At 34.4% G+C, this 21,478-nt stretch carries 24 protein-coding genes; 5 read left to right on the top strand and 19 right to left on the bottom strand.

What is annotated here, in order from left to right; genetic code table 11:
* Positions 1-67 precede the first annotated feature (67 nt).
* The 10 genes from AC1RPJ_RS04080 to AC1RPJ_RS04035 all read right to left on the bottom strand — a co-directional run bounded on the left by AC1RPJ_RS04080 (position 68) and on the right by AC1RPJ_RS04035 (position 8,360).
* Entirely contained in the window at positions 68-649 is a 582-nt protein-coding gene (locus tag AC1RPJ_RS04080; protein ID WP_409022058.1) for a sugar O-acetyltransferase, read from the bottom strand.
* Positions 650-850: 201 nt separating this feature from the next.
* Entirely contained in the window at positions 851-1,522 is a 672-nt protein-coding gene (locus tag AC1RPJ_RS04075) for an N-acetylmannosamine-6-phosphate 2-epimerase (protein ID WP_481761587.1), read from the bottom strand.
* Positions 1,523-1,533: 11 nt separating this feature from the next.
* Entirely contained in the window at positions 1,534-2,994 is a 1,461-nt protein-coding gene (locus AC1RPJ_RS04070; RefSeq protein ID WP_481761588.1) for a glycoside hydrolase family 1 protein, read from the bottom strand.
* Positions 2,995-3,206: 212 nt separating this feature from the next.
* Positions 3,207-4,151 (bottom strand): Gfo/Idh/MocA family protein, encoded by a 945-nt coding sequence (locus AC1RPJ_RS04065; RefSeq protein ID WP_481761589.1) that lies wholly within the window; start codon positions 4,149-4,151, stop codon positions 3,207-3,209.
* Positions 4,152-4,286: 135 nt separating this feature from the next.
* Positions 4,287-4,667: a VOC family protein gene (locus tag AC1RPJ_RS04060; RefSeq protein WP_481761590.1), complete on the bottom strand. Its 381-nt coding sequence runs from the start codon at positions 4,665-4,667 to the stop codon at positions 4,287-4,289.
* A 4-nt stretch (positions 4,668-4,671) separates the two neighbouring features.
* On the bottom strand, positions 4,672-5,133 hold the full coding sequence (locus AC1RPJ_RS04055) for an ASCH domain-containing protein (protein ID WP_481761591.1): 462 nt from the start codon (positions 5,131-5,133) through the stop codon (positions 4,672-4,674).
* A gap of 20 nt (positions 5,134-5,153) precedes the next feature.
* Positions 5,154-6,905 (bottom strand): DNA helicase RecQ, encoded by a 1,752-nt coding sequence (recQ, locus tag AC1RPJ_RS04050; protein WP_481761592.1) that lies wholly within the window; start codon positions 6,903-6,905, stop codon positions 5,154-5,156.
* A 61-nt stretch (positions 6,906-6,966) separates the two neighbouring features.
* Positions 6,967-7,671, bottom strand: coding sequence for a hypothetical protein (locus AC1RPJ_RS04045; RefSeq protein WP_481761593.1), 705 nt, complete (start codon positions 7,669-7,671; stop codon positions 6,967-6,969).
* A gap of 34 nt (positions 7,672-7,705) precedes the next feature.
* A complete protein-coding gene (locus AC1RPJ_RS04040; protein ID WP_481761594.1) occupies positions 7,706-8,143 on the bottom strand; it encodes a hypothetical protein in 438 nt (145 codons plus the stop codon).
* Between the two features lies 1 nt (position 8,144).
* The gene (locus tag AC1RPJ_RS04035; protein WP_481761595.1) at positions 8,145-8,360 is read right to left on the bottom strand and encodes a helix-turn-helix transcriptional regulator; all 216 of its coding nucleotides are present in this window, start codon (positions 8,358-8,360) and stop codon (positions 8,145-8,147) included.
* 225 nt (positions 8,361-8,585) lie between these two features.
* Between AC1RPJ_RS04035 and AC1RPJ_RS04030 the strand changes: the two genes are divergently transcribed.
* Complete coding sequence (locus tag AC1RPJ_RS04030) at positions 8,586-8,951, top strand: DUF805 domain-containing protein (protein ID WP_481761596.1); 366 nt, start codon at positions 8,586-8,588, stop codon at positions 8,949-8,951.
* Positions 8,952-9,070: 119 nt separating this feature from the next.
* Here AC1RPJ_RS04030 and AC1RPJ_RS04025 read toward each other — a convergent pair whose 3' ends face one another.
* The 4 genes from AC1RPJ_RS04025 to AC1RPJ_RS04010 form a co-directional block, all read right to left on the bottom strand.
* Positions 9,071-9,742: a putative quinol monooxygenase gene (locus tag AC1RPJ_RS04025; RefSeq protein ID WP_481761597.1), complete on the bottom strand. Its 672-nt coding sequence runs from the start codon at positions 9,740-9,742 to the stop codon at positions 9,071-9,073.
* Positions 9,743-10,660 carry an amidohydrolase family protein gene (locus AC1RPJ_RS04020; RefSeq protein ID WP_481761598.1) on the bottom strand — a complete coding sequence of 306 codons (918 nt, stop codon included), beginning with the start codon at positions 10,658-10,660 and terminating at the stop codon, positions 9,743-9,745.
* A 115-nt stretch (positions 10,661-10,775) separates the two neighbouring features.
* Positions 10,776-11,360, bottom strand: a complete 585-nt coding sequence (locus tag AC1RPJ_RS04015) for a sugar O-acetyltransferase (protein ID WP_481761599.1) — start codon at positions 11,358-11,360, stop codon at positions 10,776-10,778.
* 157 nt (positions 11,361-11,517) lie between these two features.
* Positions 11,518-12,135, bottom strand: a complete 618-nt coding sequence (locus tag AC1RPJ_RS04010) for an NAD(P)H-dependent oxidoreductase (protein WP_481761600.1) — start codon at positions 12,133-12,135, stop codon at positions 11,518-11,520.
* Between the two features lie 188 nt (positions 12,136-12,323).
* Between AC1RPJ_RS04010 and AC1RPJ_RS04005 the strand changes: the two genes are divergently transcribed.
* On the top strand, positions 12,324-12,842 hold the full coding sequence (locus AC1RPJ_RS04005) for a TetR/AcrR family transcriptional regulator (RefSeq protein ID WP_481761601.1): 519 nt from the start codon (positions 12,324-12,326) through the stop codon (positions 12,840-12,842).
* 65 nt (positions 12,843-12,907) lie between these two features.
* Here AC1RPJ_RS04005 and AC1RPJ_RS04000 read toward each other — a convergent pair whose 3' ends face one another.
* The 4 genes from AC1RPJ_RS04000 to AC1RPJ_RS03985 form a co-directional block, all read right to left on the bottom strand.
* Positions 12,908-13,051, bottom strand: coding sequence for a hypothetical protein (locus tag AC1RPJ_RS04000; protein ID WP_409022043.1), 144 nt, complete (start codon positions 13,049-13,051; stop codon positions 12,908-12,910).
* A gap of 236 nt (positions 13,052-13,287) precedes the next feature.
* The gene (gene abc-f, locus AC1RPJ_RS03995) at positions 13,288-14,748 is read right to left on the bottom strand and encodes a ribosomal protection-like ABC-F family protein (protein WP_481762188.1); all 1,461 of its coding nucleotides are present in this window, start codon (positions 14,746-14,748) and stop codon (positions 13,288-13,290) included.
* A 312-nt stretch (positions 14,749-15,060) separates the two neighbouring features.
* Complete coding sequence (locus AC1RPJ_RS03990) at positions 15,061-16,020, bottom strand: beta-galactosidase small subunit (protein ID WP_481761602.1); 960 nt, start codon at positions 16,018-16,020, stop codon at positions 15,061-15,063.
* Positions 16,004-17,881, bottom strand: a complete 1,878-nt coding sequence (locus AC1RPJ_RS03985) for a glycoside hydrolase family 2 TIM barrel-domain containing protein (protein WP_481761603.1) — start codon at positions 17,879-17,881, stop codon at positions 16,004-16,006. Before AC1RPJ_RS03985 ends, AC1RPJ_RS03990 begins: the two co-directional genes overlap by 17 nt.
* 606 nt (positions 17,882-18,487) lie before the next feature.
* On the opposite strand from AC1RPJ_RS03985, the gene AC1RPJ_RS03980 reads away from it, so the two are divergent.
* Positions 18,488-19,732 (top strand): ISL3 family transposase, encoded by a 1,245-nt coding sequence (locus AC1RPJ_RS03980; protein WP_481762816.1) that lies wholly within the window; start codon positions 18,488-18,490, stop codon positions 19,730-19,732.
* 229 nt (positions 19,733-19,961) lie between these two features.
* Here AC1RPJ_RS03980 and AC1RPJ_RS03975 read toward each other — a convergent pair whose 3' ends face one another.
* Positions 19,962-20,270, bottom strand: a complete 309-nt coding sequence (locus AC1RPJ_RS03975) for a helix-turn-helix domain-containing protein (protein WP_481761605.1) — start codon at positions 20,268-20,270, stop codon at positions 19,962-19,964.
* Positions 20,271-20,503: 233 nt separating this feature from the next.
* Between AC1RPJ_RS03975 and AC1RPJ_RS03970 the strand changes: the two genes are divergently transcribed.
* Positions 20,504-21,073 carry a hypothetical protein gene (locus tag AC1RPJ_RS03970; protein WP_481761606.1) on the top strand — a complete coding sequence of 190 codons (570 nt, stop codon included), beginning with the start codon at positions 20,504-20,506 and terminating at the stop codon, positions 21,071-21,073.
* Positions 21,074-21,109: 36 nt separating this feature from the next.
* Complete coding sequence (locus AC1RPJ_RS03965; RefSeq protein ID WP_481761607.1) at positions 21,110-21,475, top strand: hypothetical protein; 366 nt, start codon at positions 21,110-21,112, stop codon at positions 21,473-21,475.
* Positions 21,476-21,478: the final 3 nt, after the last annotated feature.

Genomic DNA, 21,478 nt, shown 5'->3' with positions numbered 1-21,478 from the left:
CAGCGTGCTTGTTAGCTTTGCTATCTTATACAAATACTCATAACGTAAATTATAATATTCTATCGAATCACTTACCTGGACTCACGTCACCGTTATCATCTAGATAACGAATAATTCGTGCCGGGTTACCCGCAATTACGAGATCATCACCAAACGATTTTGTGACCACAGATCCAGCGCCGACAACGACTCGATTACCAATCGTAACTCCTGGTAAAATCGTGACGTGTCCACCCATCCAGACACTATCACCAACCGTAATTGGTTTACCCATTTCAACATCCGCATCACGTAATTTTGCAGATAAGGGGTGTACTGGCGTGTAAAATCCAACGTCTGGTCCAATGTAACAATGATCACCAATTGTGATTGGACAAGTGTCCAACATCGTTAAATGGTAGTTCGCATAAAAGTGATTTCCGATATGAATATTAAATCCATAATCAAATTCGATTCCCGTTTCGGCCCAAAAGTCTTCACCGGAATCAGCCAATAATGCTTTAATATTTGTATTTTGTTGCTTATTATCGTCAAGCTGGTTAATTGTCCGCAGTTTTCTCCGAATCAGTTCTCGTCGTTCAACTAGTTCAGGATCCAACTGCTCATACGGTTCACCATCTGACATCTTTTCTCTCTCAGTTTTTATCATGTTATAAGAATACCACTTATGTCATGATTTGTTAAATAGAAATTTATTTTCTATAAACACAGTAAAATAAAGCTATTTTATTAACATTAATTGAATTGGATTAATTTTAATTAGAGTAAATTTTAACCCTATTATTACAGAAAAATCTTCTAATAACAATTCACAGCATATTCGCTGTTCATCAATCATTAGAAGATTTATTTAACTTATTTTATCAACAAATAGTTGTGTTATTTGTTTAGGTCTTGTAATAACGCCACCGACAACTGCCGAAAATGCGCCAATATCAAATGCTCTCTTAACTTCTTCTGGAGTCGTTGTATGACCCTCCATAATAACAGGGATTTTAAGATTTTTAATTAACTTTTCTAGTAAATCAAAATCTGGGCTATCCCTTTCGTCCGTATATTCTGTATATCCTGACATCGTTGTAGAAACCATATCAAATCCATTTTTTTCAGCCATAACGCCTTCTTCATAATTAGAAATATCTGCCATGGCTAATCTATTTCCTTCATGAATTTTATTGACTAAATCAGTTACCTTTTCATTATGAGGCCGTTGTCTAACCGTTGCATCTAATGCAATAATCTCAGCGTCAGTTTCCAGTAATTCATCTACTTCTTTCATCGTTGCTGTAATATAGACTTCTGAATCTGCATAATCTCGTTTGATTATGCCAATCAACGGTAATTTTACTTGTTTTTTAATTTCTACAATATCAGAAACTGAATTTGCTCGTATCCCCACAGCACCACCCATCTCAGCTGCAAGGGCCATTCTCCCCATGATAAATGAACTAAATAATGGTTCACCTTCTAGTGCCTGACAAGAAACAACTAACCCATTCTTTATTTCATCTAAATTCATCATATTATCTCCCTTTATATATCACTAGCATTTGTCTCAATAACTTGTTTATACCAATCAAAACTATCTTTCTTGTAACGTTTCAATGAGCCATTTCCATCGTCATCTTGATCAACATAAATGAACCCATAACGTTTACTCATTTCTGAAGTTGATGCGCTAATTAAATCAATGCAGCCCCACATTGTGTACCCCATTAAATCAACACCATCCATAACAGCTTCTTTCATTTGAATGATATGTTCTTCAAGATACTTAATGCGATAGTCATCATGAACTTTGCCATCATCGCCTAACTTATCTAGGGCCCCAATTCCATTTTCAACAATAAATAGTGGCACACGGTAACGATCCCACATTGCATTCAATGTGATTCTTAATCCAATGGGATCAATTTGCCAACCCCAGTCACTTGTTTCTAAGTAAGGATTTTTTTCACCATTAATCATATTTCCTAACGATGTATCACCCGTTTTGCCAGCTGAAGTGACCGTTGACATATAATAACTAAAACTAAGGAACGCAACTTTGCCCATTTTAAGAATAGCTTCATCCCCTGGCTCCATCACAATATGAACATCATTTTCTTTGAAATAGCGGTTCATGTATTCAGGGTATTCGCCGCGGACTTGAACATCGGTGAAGAACAAGTTTAAATTATCATTTTCTTGAGCGGCACGAACATCTGCTGGATTAGGCGTTGATGGATAAGTTTGCATTCTAGCAAGCATACAACCTACCACAAAATCAGGATTAATTTTCCGTGCTTGTTCAACTACCAAAGCACTTGCGATAAATTGGTGATGAACAGCTTGATACCGAATTTGTAATTGTTCTCTCTGTGTTAATTCACTGTCAACAGCACCCGTTTCCATGAAACCAAATGAGCTAACATTAATTTCGTTAAACGTTAACCAATATTTAACCTTATCTTTAAAACGGTTAAGTACAACGTCCGTGTAATGTGTAAAACTAGCAATTGTGTCACGGCTTACCCACCCATTTTGTTTAACTGTCAAATCAAGTGGCATTTCATAATGCGATAATGTGACAACAGGTTCAATATCATACTTAGCTAACTCATCAAAAACGCGGTCATAAAATGCTAACCCAGCTTCATTGGGTTCCGTTTCATTACCATTTGGAAAAATTCGTGCCCATGCCATAGACATCCGGTATGTTTTAAAACCCATTTCTGCAAATAATTTAATATCTTCTTTATAATTATGATAGAAATCAATCCCACGACGTTTTGGATAATGGTCAGTGGTTTTATCGTCCATCGCTTCTTCAATGACTTTCATTGTGACAGAACCAAGATTCATTTCTGTTCTTTTTTCAGATTTACGAATAACTTCAGCAGTAGTCATCCCTTTGCCATCTAAATCCCAGCCACCTTCAACTTGGTTTGCAGCTGTTGCGCCACCCCATAAGAAACCTTTTTTAAACCCTTTTGGATAATCTGTTTTATACATATTAATACACTCCTTCAAAGTTTTTTGTTTAACTTATGTATCTGTGAACTATTTCAAATAGAGGTTTTACTAGTTTTTTTCAAAAAAATTACCTATTGATAACTAAACAAATAGTTATCAATAGGTAATGCCTGATCGAATCAGTTACAGCCCTTATTTGACAAATTAAGTATATCAAATATAGTAAGCGCTGTCAAAGTTAGTTTAAAGGCTTACTCACCTTGCCTTATTTTTTCAATAACCTGAATAATATTAAACGTATCCTGTAGGCTATGTCGCTCACAAGTCTTTGCACCAATTTCAACTAGATTAATAAAAGCTTGAATTTCAAGCGTCATATCATCTCCAACGATACTATAGTCCCGATTAATTTTTTGTCCATCATTTAATTCAATCGTATATTTTTCAATTCGATTATACATTGGAATAACGATACGACCTTGTTGCCCAACAATAATCGCAACTCGCGGTTTAGCTTCATTTATTGCGCCTTCAATGAGTGCCTGAGCGCCTTTTTCAAAATGTATCGTTGCTGAAAATTTTTCATCAATCCCATTATGCATGTCTAATTTTGATTCAATATGCGAAATATCTGAACCTAAAATTTCTAACACAAAACCAATTGGATAAGTACCGATATCGTTCAAAGCACCACCCTGTCCTTTTTGAAGTAAATATGAAGTTGCTTTTTGAGATGGAATGGCATTAGAACAAAAGTTAGCTGACATGGTTTGGATGGGTCCGATTGAAGCTAAATCTTGTTTTAAATGATCCATACCGATGTTAAATTTTGTTTTAAACGCTTCAACAAATAAGGTTTGATTTTCACTTGAAGCTAATTCAATTTCTTTCATATCTGTCGTTGTTAGTACAGCCGGTTTTTCACAAAATACCGGAATATTTAGCTTCAACGCCTTTAGTGACCACTCTTTATGCAACATATGTGGCAATGCGATATAAACGCCATCAATCGAATCATCGCCTAAAAGAGCTTGATATGAATCATAAATGGTTATATCTGGATTATTCGCTTTAAACACATCGTCATTAAATAATGACTTTGATCCAATTGCTGTAACTTGTCCATTTTTTGTATATCGAATACTTTCATAAAATCGCTTTGCAATATTACCGTAACCAATAATTCCAAAATTCATTGTTCTTATCTCCATTTCTATTTAACCGTTTTCATTAATTATAGCCGACTCATACAGTATGCACCAAATTAAATTTCAAACTCAAAAAGGTCACCCCATTTCCGGGGTGACCTTCTCGTGATTCAATCTTATTTTTTAACCTACAAGTTCAATTTTGTTTCCTTCAGGGTCCAAAATGACTGCTTCATAATAGCCATCCCCTGTTGTCCGAGGGCCACTAACAACTTCTATTCCAGATTTTTTAAAATCAATCACCATTTGATCAACGGTCACATGATTCTCAACAGAAAAGGCTAAATGTGCATAACCAAATCCATCAGGATAGCGATCTGTAATATCCGTTCTCGTCATAATTTCTAATCTTGCTTGACCATCTGGAAAGCTCAAAAAGTATGACGAAAATCCTTTAGTCCCATTGTCATAACGCACACCAAAAGTTGCCTTAAAATTAGTCACATAAAAATCACGCATTGCTTCAAGATTTTCTACCCATAAACCAACGTGTTCGATTTTCATTTGCTTAAACCTCCGTTGTTTCAATCGGAAAAACTAATTCAAATTCCTCACAAACCACTGGCATTGTCTCATCAAATGTCTTATTAACACTTTCTAATTCTTCTTCAAAAAAAGATTGATGAACACTTCGCCAATAAGCTAAATTTCTATCGCCTTCGCCTTCAAGAAAAGCATGCTCTTCTGTAACTTCGTTAAATGGTGTCACATAAACTTTTATTGTTTTCGTAATCGCCATTGGATTATCTTTATAATCAACAATGACATTGTAATCGCCAACTTTTGGTAAAGGTTCTTCATCAAAATATAAATTATAAGCTGACGATGTCCCTGTTTTAAGACCATCTAAAACTAATTTACCTAATTCTAACGTTTCTTTCTTAGTGACGCCAAATGACCATGCATCATAATTATCATGTTCAATTTTATTTGCCTTTTTAAATGCTTGCCAATACTCATAAATTGTCATATGAACTCTCCTTCAAGAATTTAATCTTCTGCGTTTAATATATCTAAGAACAACTCACCATATTTTTCCAATTTACTTTCACCAACACCTTTAACATCCAACATATCAGTTAACGTTTCCGGCATAACCTCACACATTGAATATAACGTTTTATCAGAGAAGATAACAAATGGCGGTACACCTTGTTCCTCTGCTAATTCGCGACGTAATTGTCTTAATTCTTCAAATAGTTCATTATCTTCAGGTAATGCTTGTTTAACTTTTACAGCCATTTTACGTGTAACTTTAGTTTCACCTTTTAAGACGCCAACTCCTTCTGCAGCAAGTTGCAGAACCGGATATTGGCCGCTTGAAGCCTGTAAAAAACCTGACGCAACTAAATAATCAATCAATCCAGAAACTTCCTTCTGCGATTGATCTTTCATCAGTCCATACGTAGGTAATTCATCAAATCTAAACTGCATCACCTTTTGGACTTTTGAACCTGTTAAAACTTGTGCGACTAACCCTTTACCAAAATGTTCACCCATCCGTTTTACACATGATAAAACCTTTTGGGCATCAATCGAAATATCTTGTGCATCTCGTGTATCCAAGCAATTGCCGCAACGGCCACATTCTGGTGCTTCATCGCCAAAATAATTCACAATTGTCTGTTGTAAACACTGTTGCGTGTTTGCGTATTGCGTCATTTCTTGTAATTTTAAATACTCATGTTTTTTATTAACATCATCCATTTCAGATTGGTCAATGAAAAAATGTTGAATCTGAACATCTTTTAAATTAAAAAGTAAAATTGCTTCACTTGGCAAGCCATCTCGTCCAGCACGTCCGGCTTCTTGATAATAAGCTTCTAAACTACCAGGTATCTGATCATGGATTACAAATCGAACATTACTTTTATCAATTCCCATCCCAAATGCATTCGTCGCAATCATTACCTGAACACGATCGTACAAGAAGTCTTCCTGATTCTGACGACGTTCATCTTCTTGCAACCCGCCGTGATACATCGCCACTTTAATCTTAGCTTTTTTTATTAATTTCGTTAACCGTTCGACTTCTTTACGCGTACTTGCATAAATAATACCAGATTGTTGTTTCTGTCCCTTTAAATACTCGAGTAAGAAACGATCACTATTTTGATCTTTAACGACTTGGAAGGCTAAATTTTCACGTGAAAACCCAGTTTTAACTTCATGTATAATCGATAATCGTTGCATAATATCCGCAGCTACTTGAGTTGTCGCTGTCGCTGTTAATGCAATAATCGTCGGATTCGAATTCAAACGTTGAATCGTTTCCGTTAAGCGTAAATAACTAGGACGGAAATCGTGCCCCCATTGTGAGATACAGTGCGCTTCATCAATAGCGACAAGATCAATTCTTAATTCCGCTAAATCTGCCATAAAACCATCAGAATCTAATCGTTCTGGTGACACATAAAGTAACTTAACTTCACCACGAGCAGCTTGATTAAAGCGTTCACGAACCTCCGTGTAATCTAGCGTACTATTGATAAAGGTTGCTGGAATGCCATTTTCATTTAAAGCATCAACTTGATCCTTCATTAAAGAAATTAAAGGAGATATCACTAACGTTAGTCCATCTAATATAAGTGCTGGAATTTGGTAACATAGCGATTTTCCGCCGCCTGTAGGCATAATAGCTAAAACATCTTCACCCGTTAGAATACGATCAATAACTTCTTTTTGACCTTGGCGAAAATTGTCGTACCCAAATTTTTCTTTTAAAACTGATTGTGGATTCATATAATCCTTTCTCTTTGCTCATTTTCTCAGATAATTCTATGTCTTTAAATTATAGCATAGGTTAAGACGCCACAGATGTTTTAGAAAGTGTTTTAATGACCGCTTCAACATCACCCAAATCATTCATTAGTCCCGCGGGATTTTGTTGAGCTGCCCTAAGTTTAGTCATATAATCAACGACAATTGTCGAATCACTAACACTACTTGTGTCTTCAATTCGATAATAAAGATAGTGAATTGAATTAACTTTAGGTTCAAGGATAACGCTTAGATACCAAGTGTTATCTCCAATTTCAATAGTTGCCGTTTCCTTAAAATGACCATATTCTTCTTGTAATTTGCCTTGAATTTGTCCAATCTCAATTGGAACCGTGGCAGGCATTGGTCCTCCAGAATACGCATCTGACGTATTTAATTGTACCTTAGTGCCACGTACTTTCGAATTTTTAAGATTAAATACAACTTTCATATTTGATGCATCTTTGGACCCTTTTTTAATGGTCCAATCAGCGGGTGTAGCATAATTTTTATGCGGTAATATAGCATCACCACCGACGACTATTTTTGCTTGGACTGGTAAGCCATTTGTTCCTGCGTTAATTTTGTATTTTTGGGTTAATTTTATATTTTCTGTCGGTTGAATTCGACTGATTTCTGCCCAACTAGCCGGTTGTGTATCTTTAACTTGAATTAATGTTTTAAATCCTAAGATACCTAAAAAAACTACCATCAAAAAACCGATTGATATTAACATATTTTTCTTCATGCCAAAAATCTCCTAACCTGTTACGCCTCTATTATTAAAGCTTTTTCTCGTAGTATATCGCTAATATTATTGAAATGATTATTATATTCGTATACAAAAAGAAAAGTAGTGCACCAATCCATAATAACGTACTTACTTTTAGAAATGCCCACAAAATGATAAACCCAAACGCTAGAATTAAAATCATGCTATTCATAATTTTTCCAATCATTGCGTTCACAGACTGATCAATTAACTTATTTCGTTCATCCACATTCTCCAGCTGTTCTTCTTTCAGTCCTTTTTTAGAAAAAGTTATATAAAATTGATAGGCCGCAATTCCAAATGATAAGACAACATTAATAAATGATCTAATCAATTTTGACCAATCAAAAGCATCTTTAAAATCTAAGTTCATTATCCAAATTGAGGCAATCCCCACAAACATAAAAAATAAACCTACAAAAAAATGTCGATAACTATAGATTTTCATTTTAATTCTCCTCCATCTCTAAATTTTCCTTTAGCTGAAATAACGCTTCAATCTGACAATCAAACAATAAACTCAAACGATAGGCCAACATTATAGATGGCTTATATTTACCTTTTTCAAGTGAGATAATTGTTCGACTAGAAACTTGAACTTTCTCAGCTAACTGTTCCTGTGTTAATTCAAGCTTAGTTCTGTATTCTTTAACTTTATTTTGCATAATGAACACCTTTCAATATGAAATATACTTCATGTGAAGTTAACTTCATAATATAATAATTATTTTCTTAAGTCAACTAGCTGATTATTTCTGGCACCAAGCATATCAATATAAATTTCTATTTATTTATACTATAATTAAATAAACATCGTCAGATTAACTAATTTAATAATCTAACGATGTCTTTTAACTAAATAAAACGTTTTAAAAAGGAGGATTAAGCATATGGTTCAATCATACAAAAATTTCTGGGAAAATATTTTTAATTTTTCTGACACATCGAATAGATCAGACTATTGGTGGCCTACGATTATTAATAGTATTCTAGGAGCAATTATTATTTATTTTTATACGTCACTCGTTGGCCATCCTATCGATTCGATTTATAATTTTAGTGAACTTACTTTTATGACAAGTCGAAATATTGTTATGTTTATCGTCTGGATTGCAAACTTTGCTGTTTCAGTTCGTCGTTTACATGATACTGATCGTTCTGGTTGGTGGATTTTAATCCAATTCGTTCCATTAGTCGGTAGTATTTGGTTCTTTATTTTAATGGTTTTACCCAGAAAATCAAATCGCTGGGGTTAAATTATATTGATACTCGATTATTAATAAGAGGTGCTGATAAAATTTATCAGCACCTCTTTTGTTTACGGAAAATTAAAAAGATAGCACTGTAATCGACTAACTTGATTACCGCTCTATCTTCATTTTTCAAAAAATAATCCACCCTGATTAACTAAAACATCTGCTACAGGTGTCTCTATTCGTTTATTAAGCACCATTTTTTTCGTCTCTGTTACATATTTTTTAAAATTCATTGTTTGTAAATGAGCTTGGTAATCCTCGTCACTCCGGTAAATTTCAACGAAAATCCATTGATTTAAATCTCCATCTACAGAAGCAATGTATGTCACTAAGAGTCCTGCTTCATTTTCAAATGATTGTTTCATAGTATTCAATGAAACTTCTCTAAATTCTTTAACCCTATTCGGCTCTATTTCAATACTTGTTACTTTGAGTATAGCTCTGTCAGGCTTCAATTCATGCAAGGCTGTTGTTTTTTCTAACAGTAATTCTGGGGATAAATTAATCATCGATTTTTCAATTACTGCCTGAGATGCGATATTACTAAACATTTTAAATTGAGCCGAATTTGCATGTTTTTGATATTGATCTTCGTCTTGATAAGATTCAATCACAATATTTTCAGTACCCGCCTCATCCAAATGTACACTGTACATCGCCAAAGTTCCTTTTTCTTGCTGAATTGAGGTCGTTAAATTAATCATCCCTGCTTTTTCAAATCTTTCACGATCAGATAGCTTAATTTTAAGTTTGAATAGTCTTAATAATGGGGCATTCTTAAGTTCTATCATTTATTCACCCAATCCCATCAAACGATTATAATTTCCATAATTAATCAGGGCTCGATCATCTTTCGAAAGATTCAACTGATCTAAAGCTTCAATTATGGCATCCGTTGCTCCAGCTGGCGCAATCCCTAACGGTGCATCAGTTCCAAACAGTACGTGGCTAACACCATAATAATCAATTGCTAACCCTAATGCTTTAGGATTGCCCAATAATGCAGTATCTACATAGAAACGTTTAAAATCAGCTGCCTGTTCTGGTGATAGAATATGGTTAATTCGTTCAGCAAAATAAGGCACCATTGCCCCAGCATGATGAACAATTACTTTAAGTGTAGGATAGTCATTAAAAATTCCTGACTGTACTAATTGCAACATTGCTTGCGCTAGTTCATATTCCCAACTAAAAATAATATTATTGTCTGGTTTACGATCATCAAAAATTGGGTGTAACAGAATTGGGATATTTAATTGTGCAGCCATTTCAAAAATAACCCGGTATTCCTTTGCAGCAATACTTTTTCCAAGGGCACGCGTAAATAACTGAATGCCAACTAATTCTGAATTTTTTAGCACTTGTTCTTTTATAATACGTGTTGCTTCATCGATGTTATTTAGAGGTATCATTGCAATACCCGCTTTAAACAAGTCTGCATTTTGTTGAACCATTTCAATTATTTCGTTATTAGCTTGCCAGCATAATGCCGCTGCTTGTTCTGGCCCTACGTAGTCCTCAGGATTCACGTTGACTGCTGAGATAACTTGTTGGACATTTCTGTTCCGTAATAGGCGTCTTTGTTCAATATCAATCAATATGGGATGTTTAATAAATGGCATTTTTTCTGGCAAGTTCGGCTGAATAGCTAACATCTCGTTATAAAAATGTGGTGGTAAAACGTGTGCAAAAACATCAATACTTGTCATTAACTTTTCCCTCCTACAACCTAATTTAGGTTTCTTTAATTTAGCTGATTATCTAATACTAGGCAAAAATGCTAAAATAGCCTGCTCATTCCTCTCACCTAATATAAAAATTTTCTTATTTTAATGGCTCTAATTGTTTGATAACTTTGGCGGGCACGCCGCCCACTACTGTATTGTCAGGAACATCTTTTGTCACCACTGCACCAGCTGCTACAATCACATTATCCCCAATATGAACGCCACCAATAATCGTGACATTTCCACCTATCCACACATCGTTTCCAATTGTAATTGGTTTAGTATAAGTAATTAAATAACGACTACCATCTTGTCTTTTTCCAAAACGTTTTGTTGCATCTAATGCATGTTCACCACAATATAACTTCGTGTCTGGCGCGACAATGACACGATCTCCTAATGTGATTTTGTTTGAATCTTGAAATGTACAATTACCGTTAATAAAAACATCATCACCAACAGTGATATGTTTACCATAAACTGTATTAAATTGACCATTAATAACGAGTCCTTCCCCAGATTTCCCTAACAACTCGTGAATTGCTGTTGCTCTTTTCTCTAGGTCAGTTGTCGTATTGATTATAGTGACTAATTCTTTACCCGCCGCAATCATACCCTGTAATTCTGGGTCGCGATAATCATAATCTTGACCTGCCAATAATTTTTCATGTTCTGTCATCATTTTGCCCCTCCATTCACTATTTGACGCCCTTTTCTTCCTTAATAATTCAATTGTATTATACTACTTAAATTAACTGAACTAAATTCAAAAGATTCGGTTCTAGTGATATTAAAAAAGAGCCAACCTAATTGTATTTACCCAATCAGGTTGAACCCTCTTACTTCACAATATTATTTTCAAACTTCTTCAACAACTGTTGTCGTTTTTCAAGTTTCATTCCTTGAACTGCAGCAAAGTTAAACCATTTCAACTGGTTAAACCCCATCTTCCGGAATGTTCCCCTAAATACCATTTTAGTCACAGGATTTCCAAAGATAGTTCGATAAATCCAACCTGGTGTTGACATAGTTGTAACCATTTTAACTTTCTTTAAATGAACCATCTCATTTTTAAATAATTTTTTATTTTCCTGCTCTGTATAAAGAATCCCTTTAGCAATAACTTTGTCAAAGAATCCCTTCATCATAGCTGGCATAGATTCCCACCAGATTGGAAAAATAAAGACAAGCTCATCTGCAGCCATGAGGCGTTCTTGATAATTCGCCGTCATAGAATCCGTTGGTATCTTCTTACGCCAAGATATTAGGTCTTCTTGGTGCATTACAGGATCAAACCCATCTTTATGCAAATCAATTACGTCCACAATACAGCCCTCTTTTTCATACGCTGCTTTAGCACTAACTAGTAATGCCGCTGAATAACTCCTATTGTGCAATTCATTGTATCCAGCGTCTGCAGTGTAGGGATGATCAAATATAATACAAATTTTTTTCATGTTCAATAACCTCTTTTAATTAGTTTAATAAATTTTCCGACTTTAATGACTTTATATAAAATACTTCAAGTGTCATTTATCTTTCTTGCTATAAGTGTTACATTTGTTACACTTATATTAATCATTTATCGCGTGATTTACAAGATACAAAATCGTGTTATTTGTTACACTTCAAGGAGATATAAAAAATGACGGAAAATAACCAAGCAAAATTAAGTAAAAATTTGATTATTGATTCTTTAATTGACTTATTAAAAATAAAATCTTATCAAGAAATCACAATAACTGAAATCACAAAAAAAGCCGGAGTTGCCCGGCTGACTTTCTATCGTAATTTTGAAAATAAGGACGCGATTTTACTAACTCGGTCCGATTACTTATTTGACCAGTTTTACGCCGAACTCAAGTCCAATCAAACAGAAATTAGTTTGAAAAACATTTTCAAGCTAGCTTTTAACTATTGGCATAATGATTCTGAATTTATGGATATCCTAATTAAAAATGATATTGTTTATTTATTGGAAGATTCTTTTTATACTTATTTTGAAAAGATTCTTAAAGATACGCCTAGTATCAGTCGGCTAAATAATACTCAAAAAACGTTCATTCTTGGTGGCGTTCTACGAACGATGTTGCAATGGATTAGTAGTGGTAGTCCTGCTACAGCTGAAGAAGTTACTGCAGATATATTGGAATTGATTCAGTAAAAGTATGCTAGATTTTAATGATTAAAAAAATAGCCCAGATATTTATCTGAGCTAAGTCTAAACCTCTATTTAAAAATCTTAGGACCCTTACGCATTTTAGTACGATCATTTCTAGCAGTAGCCTTCTTATTGAAGTTTCCGCCATCAGTTTGTTTCTTTTTGATAATTTCTAGCATTTTATCTCTATCAGTCTTTGCTTTATCAGCCATTAATGTTTCCTCCTTGCTCTATTAATTAACAATTTCTTTCAAAGTTAAAGATTCATATTATGAATACATGCCTTCAAATAAAGTTGATCTTTTATTATTCAACTTACGTCGATTTTAATTCTGTATGCCCCGCTAATCAGTATACAGTTAAAATAACTATGCTCTTAACAGTATATCATTACGACTATCTTGATATCAATAGACGTATAAATTGGATGCCTTTAATTAACCATTCACTAATAATGTTCAATCTCAACGAATTTTGTTCCAACCTTTTCAACGAATTCTTTATCATGATCAATGATTAACATCGGTGGTTGAAAAGCCAGAATAACATCTTGAATTTGTTGACGCGTGATAACATCTAGATAATTAAGTGGCTCATCCCAAATATATATATTTGCTGGTTCAACCAACGAACGACTCAAAGCCACTTTTCTCTTTTGGCCCATGCTCATTTGACTGATATCTTTATCAAATTCATAACGTTCAAAACCAAGTTTTCTTAATGTATCCAACATTAAAGAATAAGAAACATTTTTTTCTGCAGCGAATTCTTGTAAAGAACCAGATAAACCATCAAAATTTTGCGGTAACCAGCTCACTTTTAAAGGTGTTGCAAATTTGTATTGCCCTTGATACTTTAATTGACCTAGTATAGCAGCGATAACGCTCGATTTACCAGAACCATTTTCACCCTGAAGAATAACGCGCTCTCCCATCTTTAATTTAAAATCTACCGGTTTATTTACCGGCAATTGTTTACGAAATGCTGATAAGCCAATTACCTCTAGTAAAGTCTTATCTGACACTAATTTTTCAAAATTCAACGTTAAAAGATCTGCCACATCAATATTCTTAAGTAAAGATTTTTTCTCTTCTACTGCTTTATCGGCACGTTTTTTAATACTTAGTACCCGTTTCATAGATTTAGCTGCCTTGTGGCTAATAAATCCTCTGTCTGTCGCACCAGATACTTTCGCCTCAGTCTGATTAGCCCAACCCGATTTTTTCCGTGAAGCACCTTCTAATCGTTTAATATCATGTTGTAATTTTTCTTTTTCATTATATTCCCAATTATTTCGTGACGTATTTTCGTCAGCCCACGTATTATAATTACCCTTAAATTGACTGATTTTAGCGCGATCAATTGAAATAACATGATCAATAATATTATTTAAAAAATAACGATCATGACTGATTAAAATAAATCCTTGTTTTTGTCTTAGATAATCAGAAATAATTTTTCGACCGTTTTCATCTAAATGATTAGTCGGTTCATCTATTAATTGAAATTTACCTTCGCCAACAAATAAGCTGGCTAATAATATCTTAGTTTGCTGTCCTGGACTTAATTGATTAAATGGTTCCGTCAATAATTTTTCAGATAGTCCAAGTTTATCTAATTCGATTAAAATTTGCCACTGATCATAGTCTTGTAAGTCTGTGATACTCTTGATAACCAGCCACACTGACTCTTCTGGTTTAACAACTGTTTGAGGAAAATACTGAAATTCTAAATCTGTTCTAATCTTTCCTTGGTACTGTAATTGATTTTGTAAAATTCTAAATAAAGTCGTTTTTCCGCGACCATTTCTACCAATTAGACCTAACTTCCAGCTGGCATCTAATTGTAAATCAACATTTTTAAAAATTGGTGCTAATTGTCCATCATATTGAAAACTTAATTGTTTAATTTGTATTGTTCCTATAGTAATTACCTCATTTCTTTGTGAGGTCGACCGCTAAACTATCCATTTGATTCTACAAAAAAAGAGCATACAGTTATATGCTCTTCAATCGTTATCCATCAAAAAAAGTGGTTCTTTCAGATGTGAAAAAGAATTGATATTGCAAACCGTTTGAATAGTCAACATGCATAAAAAGACACACTTCGTCCCTTGTTTAGTCGACAGTTATTCGATTAACGATTTGTATTTACCAATGCACTTCACACTCCCTGTTTATTAATTATTTACAGTCTACTATAGTTATGGTAGATAGGCAAATTAATCAAATGTGATATTAAATTGGTAAGCAATATCCTTCATCGCATCAATTTGATAGTCATCCTCAACATCACTACCCCAACTATCAATACCACCAACACCTCGAACGGCGCCTAGAATCGATAAAACGGTACGATGTTCCGCTGGTAATTCGCTATGATGTGTCGCATTTTCTAATTCTTCAGCTGTATAAGGTAAACAACTAAACGCAATTGGTTGATCAACCGCACTGAATGTTAAACCCGTTTCAGAAGCCTGTTGCATACGATTATCCAGAACAGACTGTCGATAAACAGTTACCCAATCATTTTGCATATGCACACCACAATCTTGCGGAACTAAGTATGGTGTCACTGGTAACCCTTGAACTTCATATCGGCCTGGAATTCCTCCGGCCATTCTATCTGGATAAGTTTCTCCTGATAATCCTTGGTAACAAAAACGAGTCGCTGGTGTGGGCATAATAAATCGCAACCCAAAAACAGGTAATGAGGGTAATCCAGCTTTTCCTTGGTATGAAACTGCAACATTCATTTTTCCGGTTGCTTCAACAGTATAAGTGACCGTCACTTGCGTTTGCGGCACAGTCAGTGTGTTATAGATATAACTTATAGCCACTTTTTCAGCGACTTCATGGTTAGTGTAACGATTATTTTCTGGTGCAATCGGTAACGCAATTGGTTTACCATTAATAGCAACTTTAACTGATTGACAATTACTGAATTGATCAGCGGCCAACCACATCCCTGACTTTACTGGAAACTGACTCCCCTGATCGTTATCCGTTGTTGCACGCCAAAAAGTCGGTTTTGGTGAGCGATAAAGCCACTCTTTACCTTGAATTCTAAAAGATTCTGGGCCACCCGTTTGATAGGAGAAAATATAATGAAAATCATTTCCTTTTAAACCGAGTGTGACATCTCCGTAAATGACAGTTAACTGCTTATTTATCTGTGCCATAATAGTATTTTACCTCCTGCATTGCTGGTTTTTCATTACGTGTGGCAAAAACGAGTCCATCACCCGAAAATGCATAATCAGATGGTCGATCATCAAAATCGCCACCATAACGCAACTCATTTTGACCTGTGACGGGATCTTCAACTAACAATGCTTGATCGATAAAGTCCCAGATGAAACCACCTTGATAGGATTCATATTGTTGTAATAAATCAATATATGATTTCATCCCGCCCAATGAATTACCCATATCATGCATATACTCACACAAGATAAATGGTTTTTGTGGTGAATTTTCTAGATAGTCTTTAATTTCGGCTGGTGTTGCATACATCCGACTTTCAACATCTGAAATGACATCTTTGTATTCAGGCGCACGGAAAACACCTTCATAATGAACTAAACGTGTCGAATCTTTTTGTTTATAGTACTCATTCATTTTCGCTAAGACACTGCCGGCGTATGATTCGTTACCCAATGACCAAAATAAAACTGAGGGATGATTTTTAAATAACTCAAAATTACTTTTAGCGCGGTCTAAAACGGCTGCTTCCCATTGATCCGATGAGCCGGGCACATTCCAAGAAGGCTCAACTTCACCCATTTTCTGCCAAGAACCATGTGATTCTAAGTTGGTTTCAGCCATCATATAAATACCAGCCTGATCACAACGATTGTAAAAAGATAATCGATCTGGATAATGTGACGTCCGAACTGCGTTAATATTGTTACGTTGCATACAGTCAACATCCCAAGCTTCATCATTATCTGAAATGGTTCTTCCTGATTTAGGGTTCCACTCATGACGATTAACACCATTGATAATTAATCGTTCACCATTTAATAACATCACGCGATTCTTAATTTCAATTTTGCGAAAACCAACTGGTTGTTGGATAATTTCAATTAATTGCCCATCAGCATCTAAAATTTCTAATTGTAATGTATATAAATAAGGCCGGTCATTCTGCCAAGCAGTCACTGGTTGTGCTAAATTGTAGTGTTTTTCGACATCTGACCCACTCATTAATTCATCGCTAAATAACACCGCATCTTGGTCTTTGAATGTGACACGGACACGTTGTTCTGCCCCACTAAAATGAAGTTGTAAATCTACTTGTCCTGTTTTTTGTCCACTATCGTAATCAGGAATCACCCAAAAATCATCTAAATGTGTTGCAGGTTGTGCTAACAGTGTCACATCACGAAAAATTCCGAAGAAACGGAAAAAGTCTTGGTCTTCAATGAAGGCTGCAGAACTTCGTTTATGCACTTCAACTGCCAAACAATTATCCTTATCTTTTAAATAAGGTGTCAGGTCAAATTCGCTTGGTGTAAAACTATCTTCTGCGTATCCTAGAAAATGTCCATTCAACCAGACGTACATTGCCTGTTCAACACCTTCAAAACGGATAATAACGCGTTTATTTTGAAGAGTTGGTTCCAAGTCAAAATGGTTTAAATATGAACCTACTGGATTATATTCTGCATCACTAAACATTCCAGCATACTGATTTAAATCAGTATCTGAAAAAGCAGGTCGTCTATATTCATGTCCTTCCCAAGGATACATCGTATTAATATAATGTAATTGCTCATATCCTGATAATTCAATATGCTGTGGTACTGGAATTGTGTCAAATTGTTCTGCATCAAAGTCAGTCTGATAGAAATTTTTTGGTCGACTTGCTGCATTAGTGCTGTAACTAAATTTCCAAGTTCCATTCAAAGATTGTTCAAATGAACTTTTTTGTTGTAACATTTCTGCTTGAGTTGCATAGTACTTATGATCACTGTGAGCTGGTACCTGTCCAACACGAAAAACGGTTGGTGTATCTAGCCATTCAATTTCTGGTGTCATCTGTTTGCCTCCGTTTTATATAAAAGCGTTTTCATAATTAAGTATATGTTTTCTTTTGGAGGTTGTCAAAAAGCATTATAAAATTGAGACAATAAAAAAAATTAGATTTAAGTGAAAATACGGTAATCTCATTTTTATTTTGTGTAAAATTGATTAACTTCTTCCTTTGGGCCTTTTAATTGATTTTTGCAGTAAGTTTCAGTATCGATTGCTGTATTAATCCTTCTGCAAAAATGAAAAAATGTAAAGGGAGGAGAAATCGTTTATATACCCTTTACTTTTCTTTGTGTTTTAGCTAGGTTATTATCAGTAGTTGCTCCCAAAACCCAACGAATATTCCAAATAGAAGGAAATATCTTTAAATTTTAAATACAATAAAAAGGCTCTGTACTATCTGTTGTTGGGACTAGTGTAAAAACTATTACTGATGACAGTTTTTTTGTATAATAACAAAAAAAAGCCAAAAGTCATAAGACTTTTGGTTACGAGTTCATCCATGTTCATTATCCCTCAACCACCACAGATGAATTAATAAGAAAGATGGAACTCTCCGCATGCCTAATCATACTAAATTTTGGCTTAAAATAAAAGACAGTAGTCTAACGATTGTTGATTATCAGTCTTCTAATGACGGTGTCACTCGATTTAACCGTGTTCTTGATTACCAGCCGAAGGGATTGTCCAAATTGTGATATTAAAAACGAAGGACAGATTATCAGGTATAGTTGGCGTCAAACACCCATACGCTACCCTAAATTTTTTGGTAAATGTATCATTTTATCACTCAAACGAAGATACTTTAGCTGTCATGAGCGGCAGTCATACTTCCTTGTCCAAACAAGTGTGGTTCCTAAAAATTGTACGATTTCCAATCTATCTAAACAGCTCTGTTTAACTAAATTAGCGGAATCCGTTTCTTTAACTCATATTGCTAATGAAATTTCGAATCCTGATTCCTTTGTAGGTCGTATTTTAATGACCTTTGAACGTGATTTTAAACCTAATTATAAATTTTTACCTAAAGTACTCCTACTTGACGAAGTCAAGAGTACCAAATCAGCTACAGATGCCATGAGTTTTGAATTTATGGATGCTAGTAACCATGAATTAATCAAACTTTTATCTTTTAGAAGATTCTATCAAATAGAACGTTATTTTTATCGTTACTCAGCTGCAGCTAGAAAAAACGTGAAAATTATCGTAACTGATATGAATTATACCTATCCTAAACTAGCCAAAGAAGTCTTTCCTAACGCGATTGTCATCATAGATACCTTTCATATTATCAATTCAGTGAATCGTGGATTCACTAAAACTAGAATTAGACTGATGAAAGAACTTTCAAAATCATCACAAGACTACAAAGCACTAAAACGTTACTGGAAGCTCCTGTTAAAACCTTCTGAAACCTTAGATTTTAAAAATTTCAAGAAATGGACTTATTTCCCATACCTAACAACAGAAACAAATGTCGTTGATCATTTATTAGCGATTCATCCTGAACTAAATAAATCATATGAACTCATGAACCAAATAAGATCAACCATTCGGTTGAAGGACTGGAAATCTTATGATTTTACAGTTAGAAACACCGAAAGGTGTTCTGAAGAAATGCTTAAAAGTATTGAAACGTTGCTTTGTCACCATTCTGAGATTAAAAATAATTTTGGCTATTATTATACTAACGGTCCTTTAGAAGGAATAAACAATAAAATTAAGGTCATTAAACGCGTTGGTTTTGAATTTAGAAATTTTCGTAGATTCCGAACTAGAATATTTTATACACTTAAAATCCATACAAAAAAACACCTCACAAATTGCTTTGTGAAGTGCTTCAAAATATCGATATAAATATATATTAGCGTTTTGAGAATTATCGATTAATACTTCATGGAATCTTATCTATTTGAATCCACTTGTATCAATACTTTACAATATTGAAAAAGGAACAACATTGAATAAAATCCATAATACGAGATAAAATTAACACCATAAAATAGACTAGTCAAGACACCATTAATGGTGTCTTTTTTTATGCTTTACACACTCTCTACCCATTTAATATATGTCTAATCAATTTCTATTTCAAGATTTCCAGTAACGCTTTAGAGATACGCATTCTATCATCTGTGGTCATGCTTTTCAATCTGTTAATTAATTCGGGCGTATAAATGTCGTTAAAATCATTACTCATTAATATATCAGCCAAATTTAATTGTAAGGCATTCAGAACTAGTTCCAACTTTCTTGTACTCGTATCGTCTAATTGTCCTCTTTCGAGTCGAGCCAAATAGCTGGCGGATACGTCCGCCATTTCTGCCAATTCTTCAATTGTAAGTCCTAATTCTTTTCGCTTTTTCCGAATGAAAGTGCCCACAAGTATAATCATAAATCGCTCCTATTTATCCATATGTTTAATGATAAATTAAGTGCGCACACTTTCAAAGCTCTCAGTATACCTATAAAGTTACATAAAAAGGTAGTATTGAGTATATTTTTGAGATAAAATATATCATGTGAAGATAGTGCAAGATATAAATTACTTTTTTGGGGGAGGAGATTTTATAGGGATCGTTTGGTAAAGGTTGGTTAATAATTCGTTCAAAGAAAAGGGAGAAAATTATGAATAAAGAAGAACTTTTAGATTTTTTAATGGCAAAAAGAAGTGTTACAGCGGGAGCTGCAGTTATCCAACAACAAATTCGTGAAGCAGAGGCTAAGATTGAAAAAGGTAAGAAAAAATTTCGAGGAATAATCATCGCATTAGTCGTTTTAATTGTTCTTTTTATGATTACTAGTCAGACAAGTGCGGCGATGCCATTCATCATTGCTGTTATCGCGCTATTTGCTTTTAAATATTTTGTTTATATTATGCCGGGTAATGAATCTAAAACACAAGCCTTAGCAGACTTGGACGCTGAAATGGCAAATGAAGATTATATTGCAGGCAAGCAAGGATTCCCAGAGAAATTCTACAACTATTTCGATATTTTTCGTCTTTGGAAATTAATTGATGAAACTCGGGCACGTGATTTGCAAGAAGCCTTTAACATTTTAGAAACACAACAATTCCAAGAAACTCAACTTTCAATGCAGGAAGAAATGAGAGGCTTACAACAAGATATTGCCTCAAATGCACGCTTGGCAGCTATGTCCTCAACCGTCAGTGCATTTAATTCGTTCAGAAAATAAGATTTATTATATTAAATTTATAAAAATGGAGAAAAAATGTCAAAAAAAGCAAATATTATTACCGGTGTCAGTATAGTAGCTATAGTTATTATTGTGGCTATGTTTATGATGGGCAATTCAAATAAGATGGATGGAAGCTATATTTCCGACATGGGTGGTTCCAAATTTGAGTTGAAGTTTAAAGGAAACACTGTGACTAAAGTTGAAACTGATAAAAAGTCAGACCAAGGTACTTATGAAATTGAAGACGGTAAACTTACCATGAAATTTGATGATTATACAATGAAAGCTAGTTTAGACAAAGATAAAAAAACATTTACACTTAATTCCGTAACTGGTTCACAAATGATGGGCTTCGGATTTTTATTAGAGGGGTTAAAATTTGAACAGGTTGCTAAATAATTA

The organism is Dellaglioa sp. CoH-57-MRSF-17 (genome assembly GCF_056782015.1).
This window is presented reverse-complemented; position numbering and strand designations above follow the sequence as displayed.

Coding starts and splice junctions, on each gene's coding strand:
- AC1RPJ_RS04080 (WP_409022058.1), bottom strand. CDS start 649: ATGATAAAAACTGAGAGAGAAAAGATGTCAGATGGTGAACCGTATGAG.
- AC1RPJ_RS04075 (WP_481761587.1), bottom strand. CDS start 1,522: ATGATGAATTTAGATGAAATAAAGAATGGGTTAGTTGTTTCTTGTCAG.
- AC1RPJ_RS04070 (WP_481761588.1), bottom strand. CDS start 2,994: ATGTATAAAACAGATTATCCAAAAGGGTTTAAAAAAGGTTTCTTATGG.
- AC1RPJ_RS04065 (WP_481761589.1), bottom strand. CDS start 4,151: ATGAATTTTGGAATTATTGGTTACGGTAATATTGCAAAGCGATTTTAT.
- AC1RPJ_RS04060 (WP_481761590.1), bottom strand. CDS start 4,667: ATGAAAATCGAACACGTTGGTTTATGGGTAGAAAATCTTGAAGCAATG.
- AC1RPJ_RS04055 (WP_481761591.1), bottom strand. CDS start 5,133: ATGACAATTTATGAGTATTGGCAAGCATTTAAAAAGGCAAATAAAATT.
- recQ (WP_481761592.1), bottom strand. CDS start 6,905: ATGAATCCACAATCAGTTTTAAAAGAAAAATTTGGGTACGACAATTTT.
- AC1RPJ_RS04045 (WP_481761593.1), bottom strand. CDS start 7,671: ATGAAGAAAAATATGTTAATATCAATCGGTTTTTTGATGGTAGTTTTT.
- AC1RPJ_RS04040 (WP_481761594.1), bottom strand. CDS start 8,143: ATGAAAATCTATAGTTATCGACATTTTTTTGTAGGTTTATTTTTTATG.
- AC1RPJ_RS04035 (WP_481761595.1), bottom strand. CDS start 8,360: ATGCAAAATAAAGTTAAAGAATACAGAACTAAGCTTGAATTAACACAG.
- AC1RPJ_RS04030 (WP_481761596.1), top strand. CDS start 8,586: ATGGTTCAATCATACAAAAATTTCTGGGAAAATATTTTTAATTTTTCT.
- AC1RPJ_RS04025 (WP_481761597.1), bottom strand. CDS start 9,742: ATGATAGAACTTAAGAATGCCCCATTATTAAGACTATTCAAACTTAAA.
- AC1RPJ_RS04020 (WP_481761598.1), bottom strand. CDS start 10,660: ATGACAAGTATTGATGTTTTTGCACACGTTTTACCACCACATTTTTAT.
- AC1RPJ_RS04015 (WP_481761599.1), bottom strand. CDS start 11,360: ATGATGACAGAACATGAAAAATTATTGGCAGGTCAAGATTATGATTAT.
- AC1RPJ_RS04010 (WP_481761600.1), bottom strand. CDS start 12,135: ATGAAAAAAATTTGTATTATATTTGATCATCCCTACACTGCAGACGCT.
- AC1RPJ_RS04005 (WP_481761601.1), top strand. CDS start 12,324: ATGACGGAAAATAACCAAGCAAAATTAAGTAAAAATTTGATTATTGAT.
- AC1RPJ_RS04000 (WP_409022043.1), bottom strand. CDS start 13,051: ATGGCTGATAAAGCAAAGACTGATAGAGATAAAATGCTAGAAATTATC.
- AC1RPJ_RS03990 (WP_481761602.1), bottom strand. CDS start 16,020: ATGGCACAGATAAATAAGCAGTTAACTGTCATTTACGGAGATGTCACA.
- AC1RPJ_RS03985 (WP_481761603.1), bottom strand. CDS start 17,881: ATGACACCAGAAATTGAATGGCTAGATACACCAACCGTTTTTCGTGTT.
- AC1RPJ_RS03975 (WP_481761605.1), bottom strand. CDS start 20,270: ATGATTATACTTGTGGGCACTTTCATTCGGAAAAAGCGAAAAGAATTA.
- AC1RPJ_RS03970 (WP_481761606.1), top strand. CDS start 20,504: ATGAATAAAGAAGAACTTTTAGATTTTTTAATGGCAAAAAGAAGTGTT.
- AC1RPJ_RS03965 (WP_481761607.1), top strand. CDS start 21,110: ATGTCAAAAAAAGCAAATATTATTACCGGTGTCAGTATAGTAGCTATA.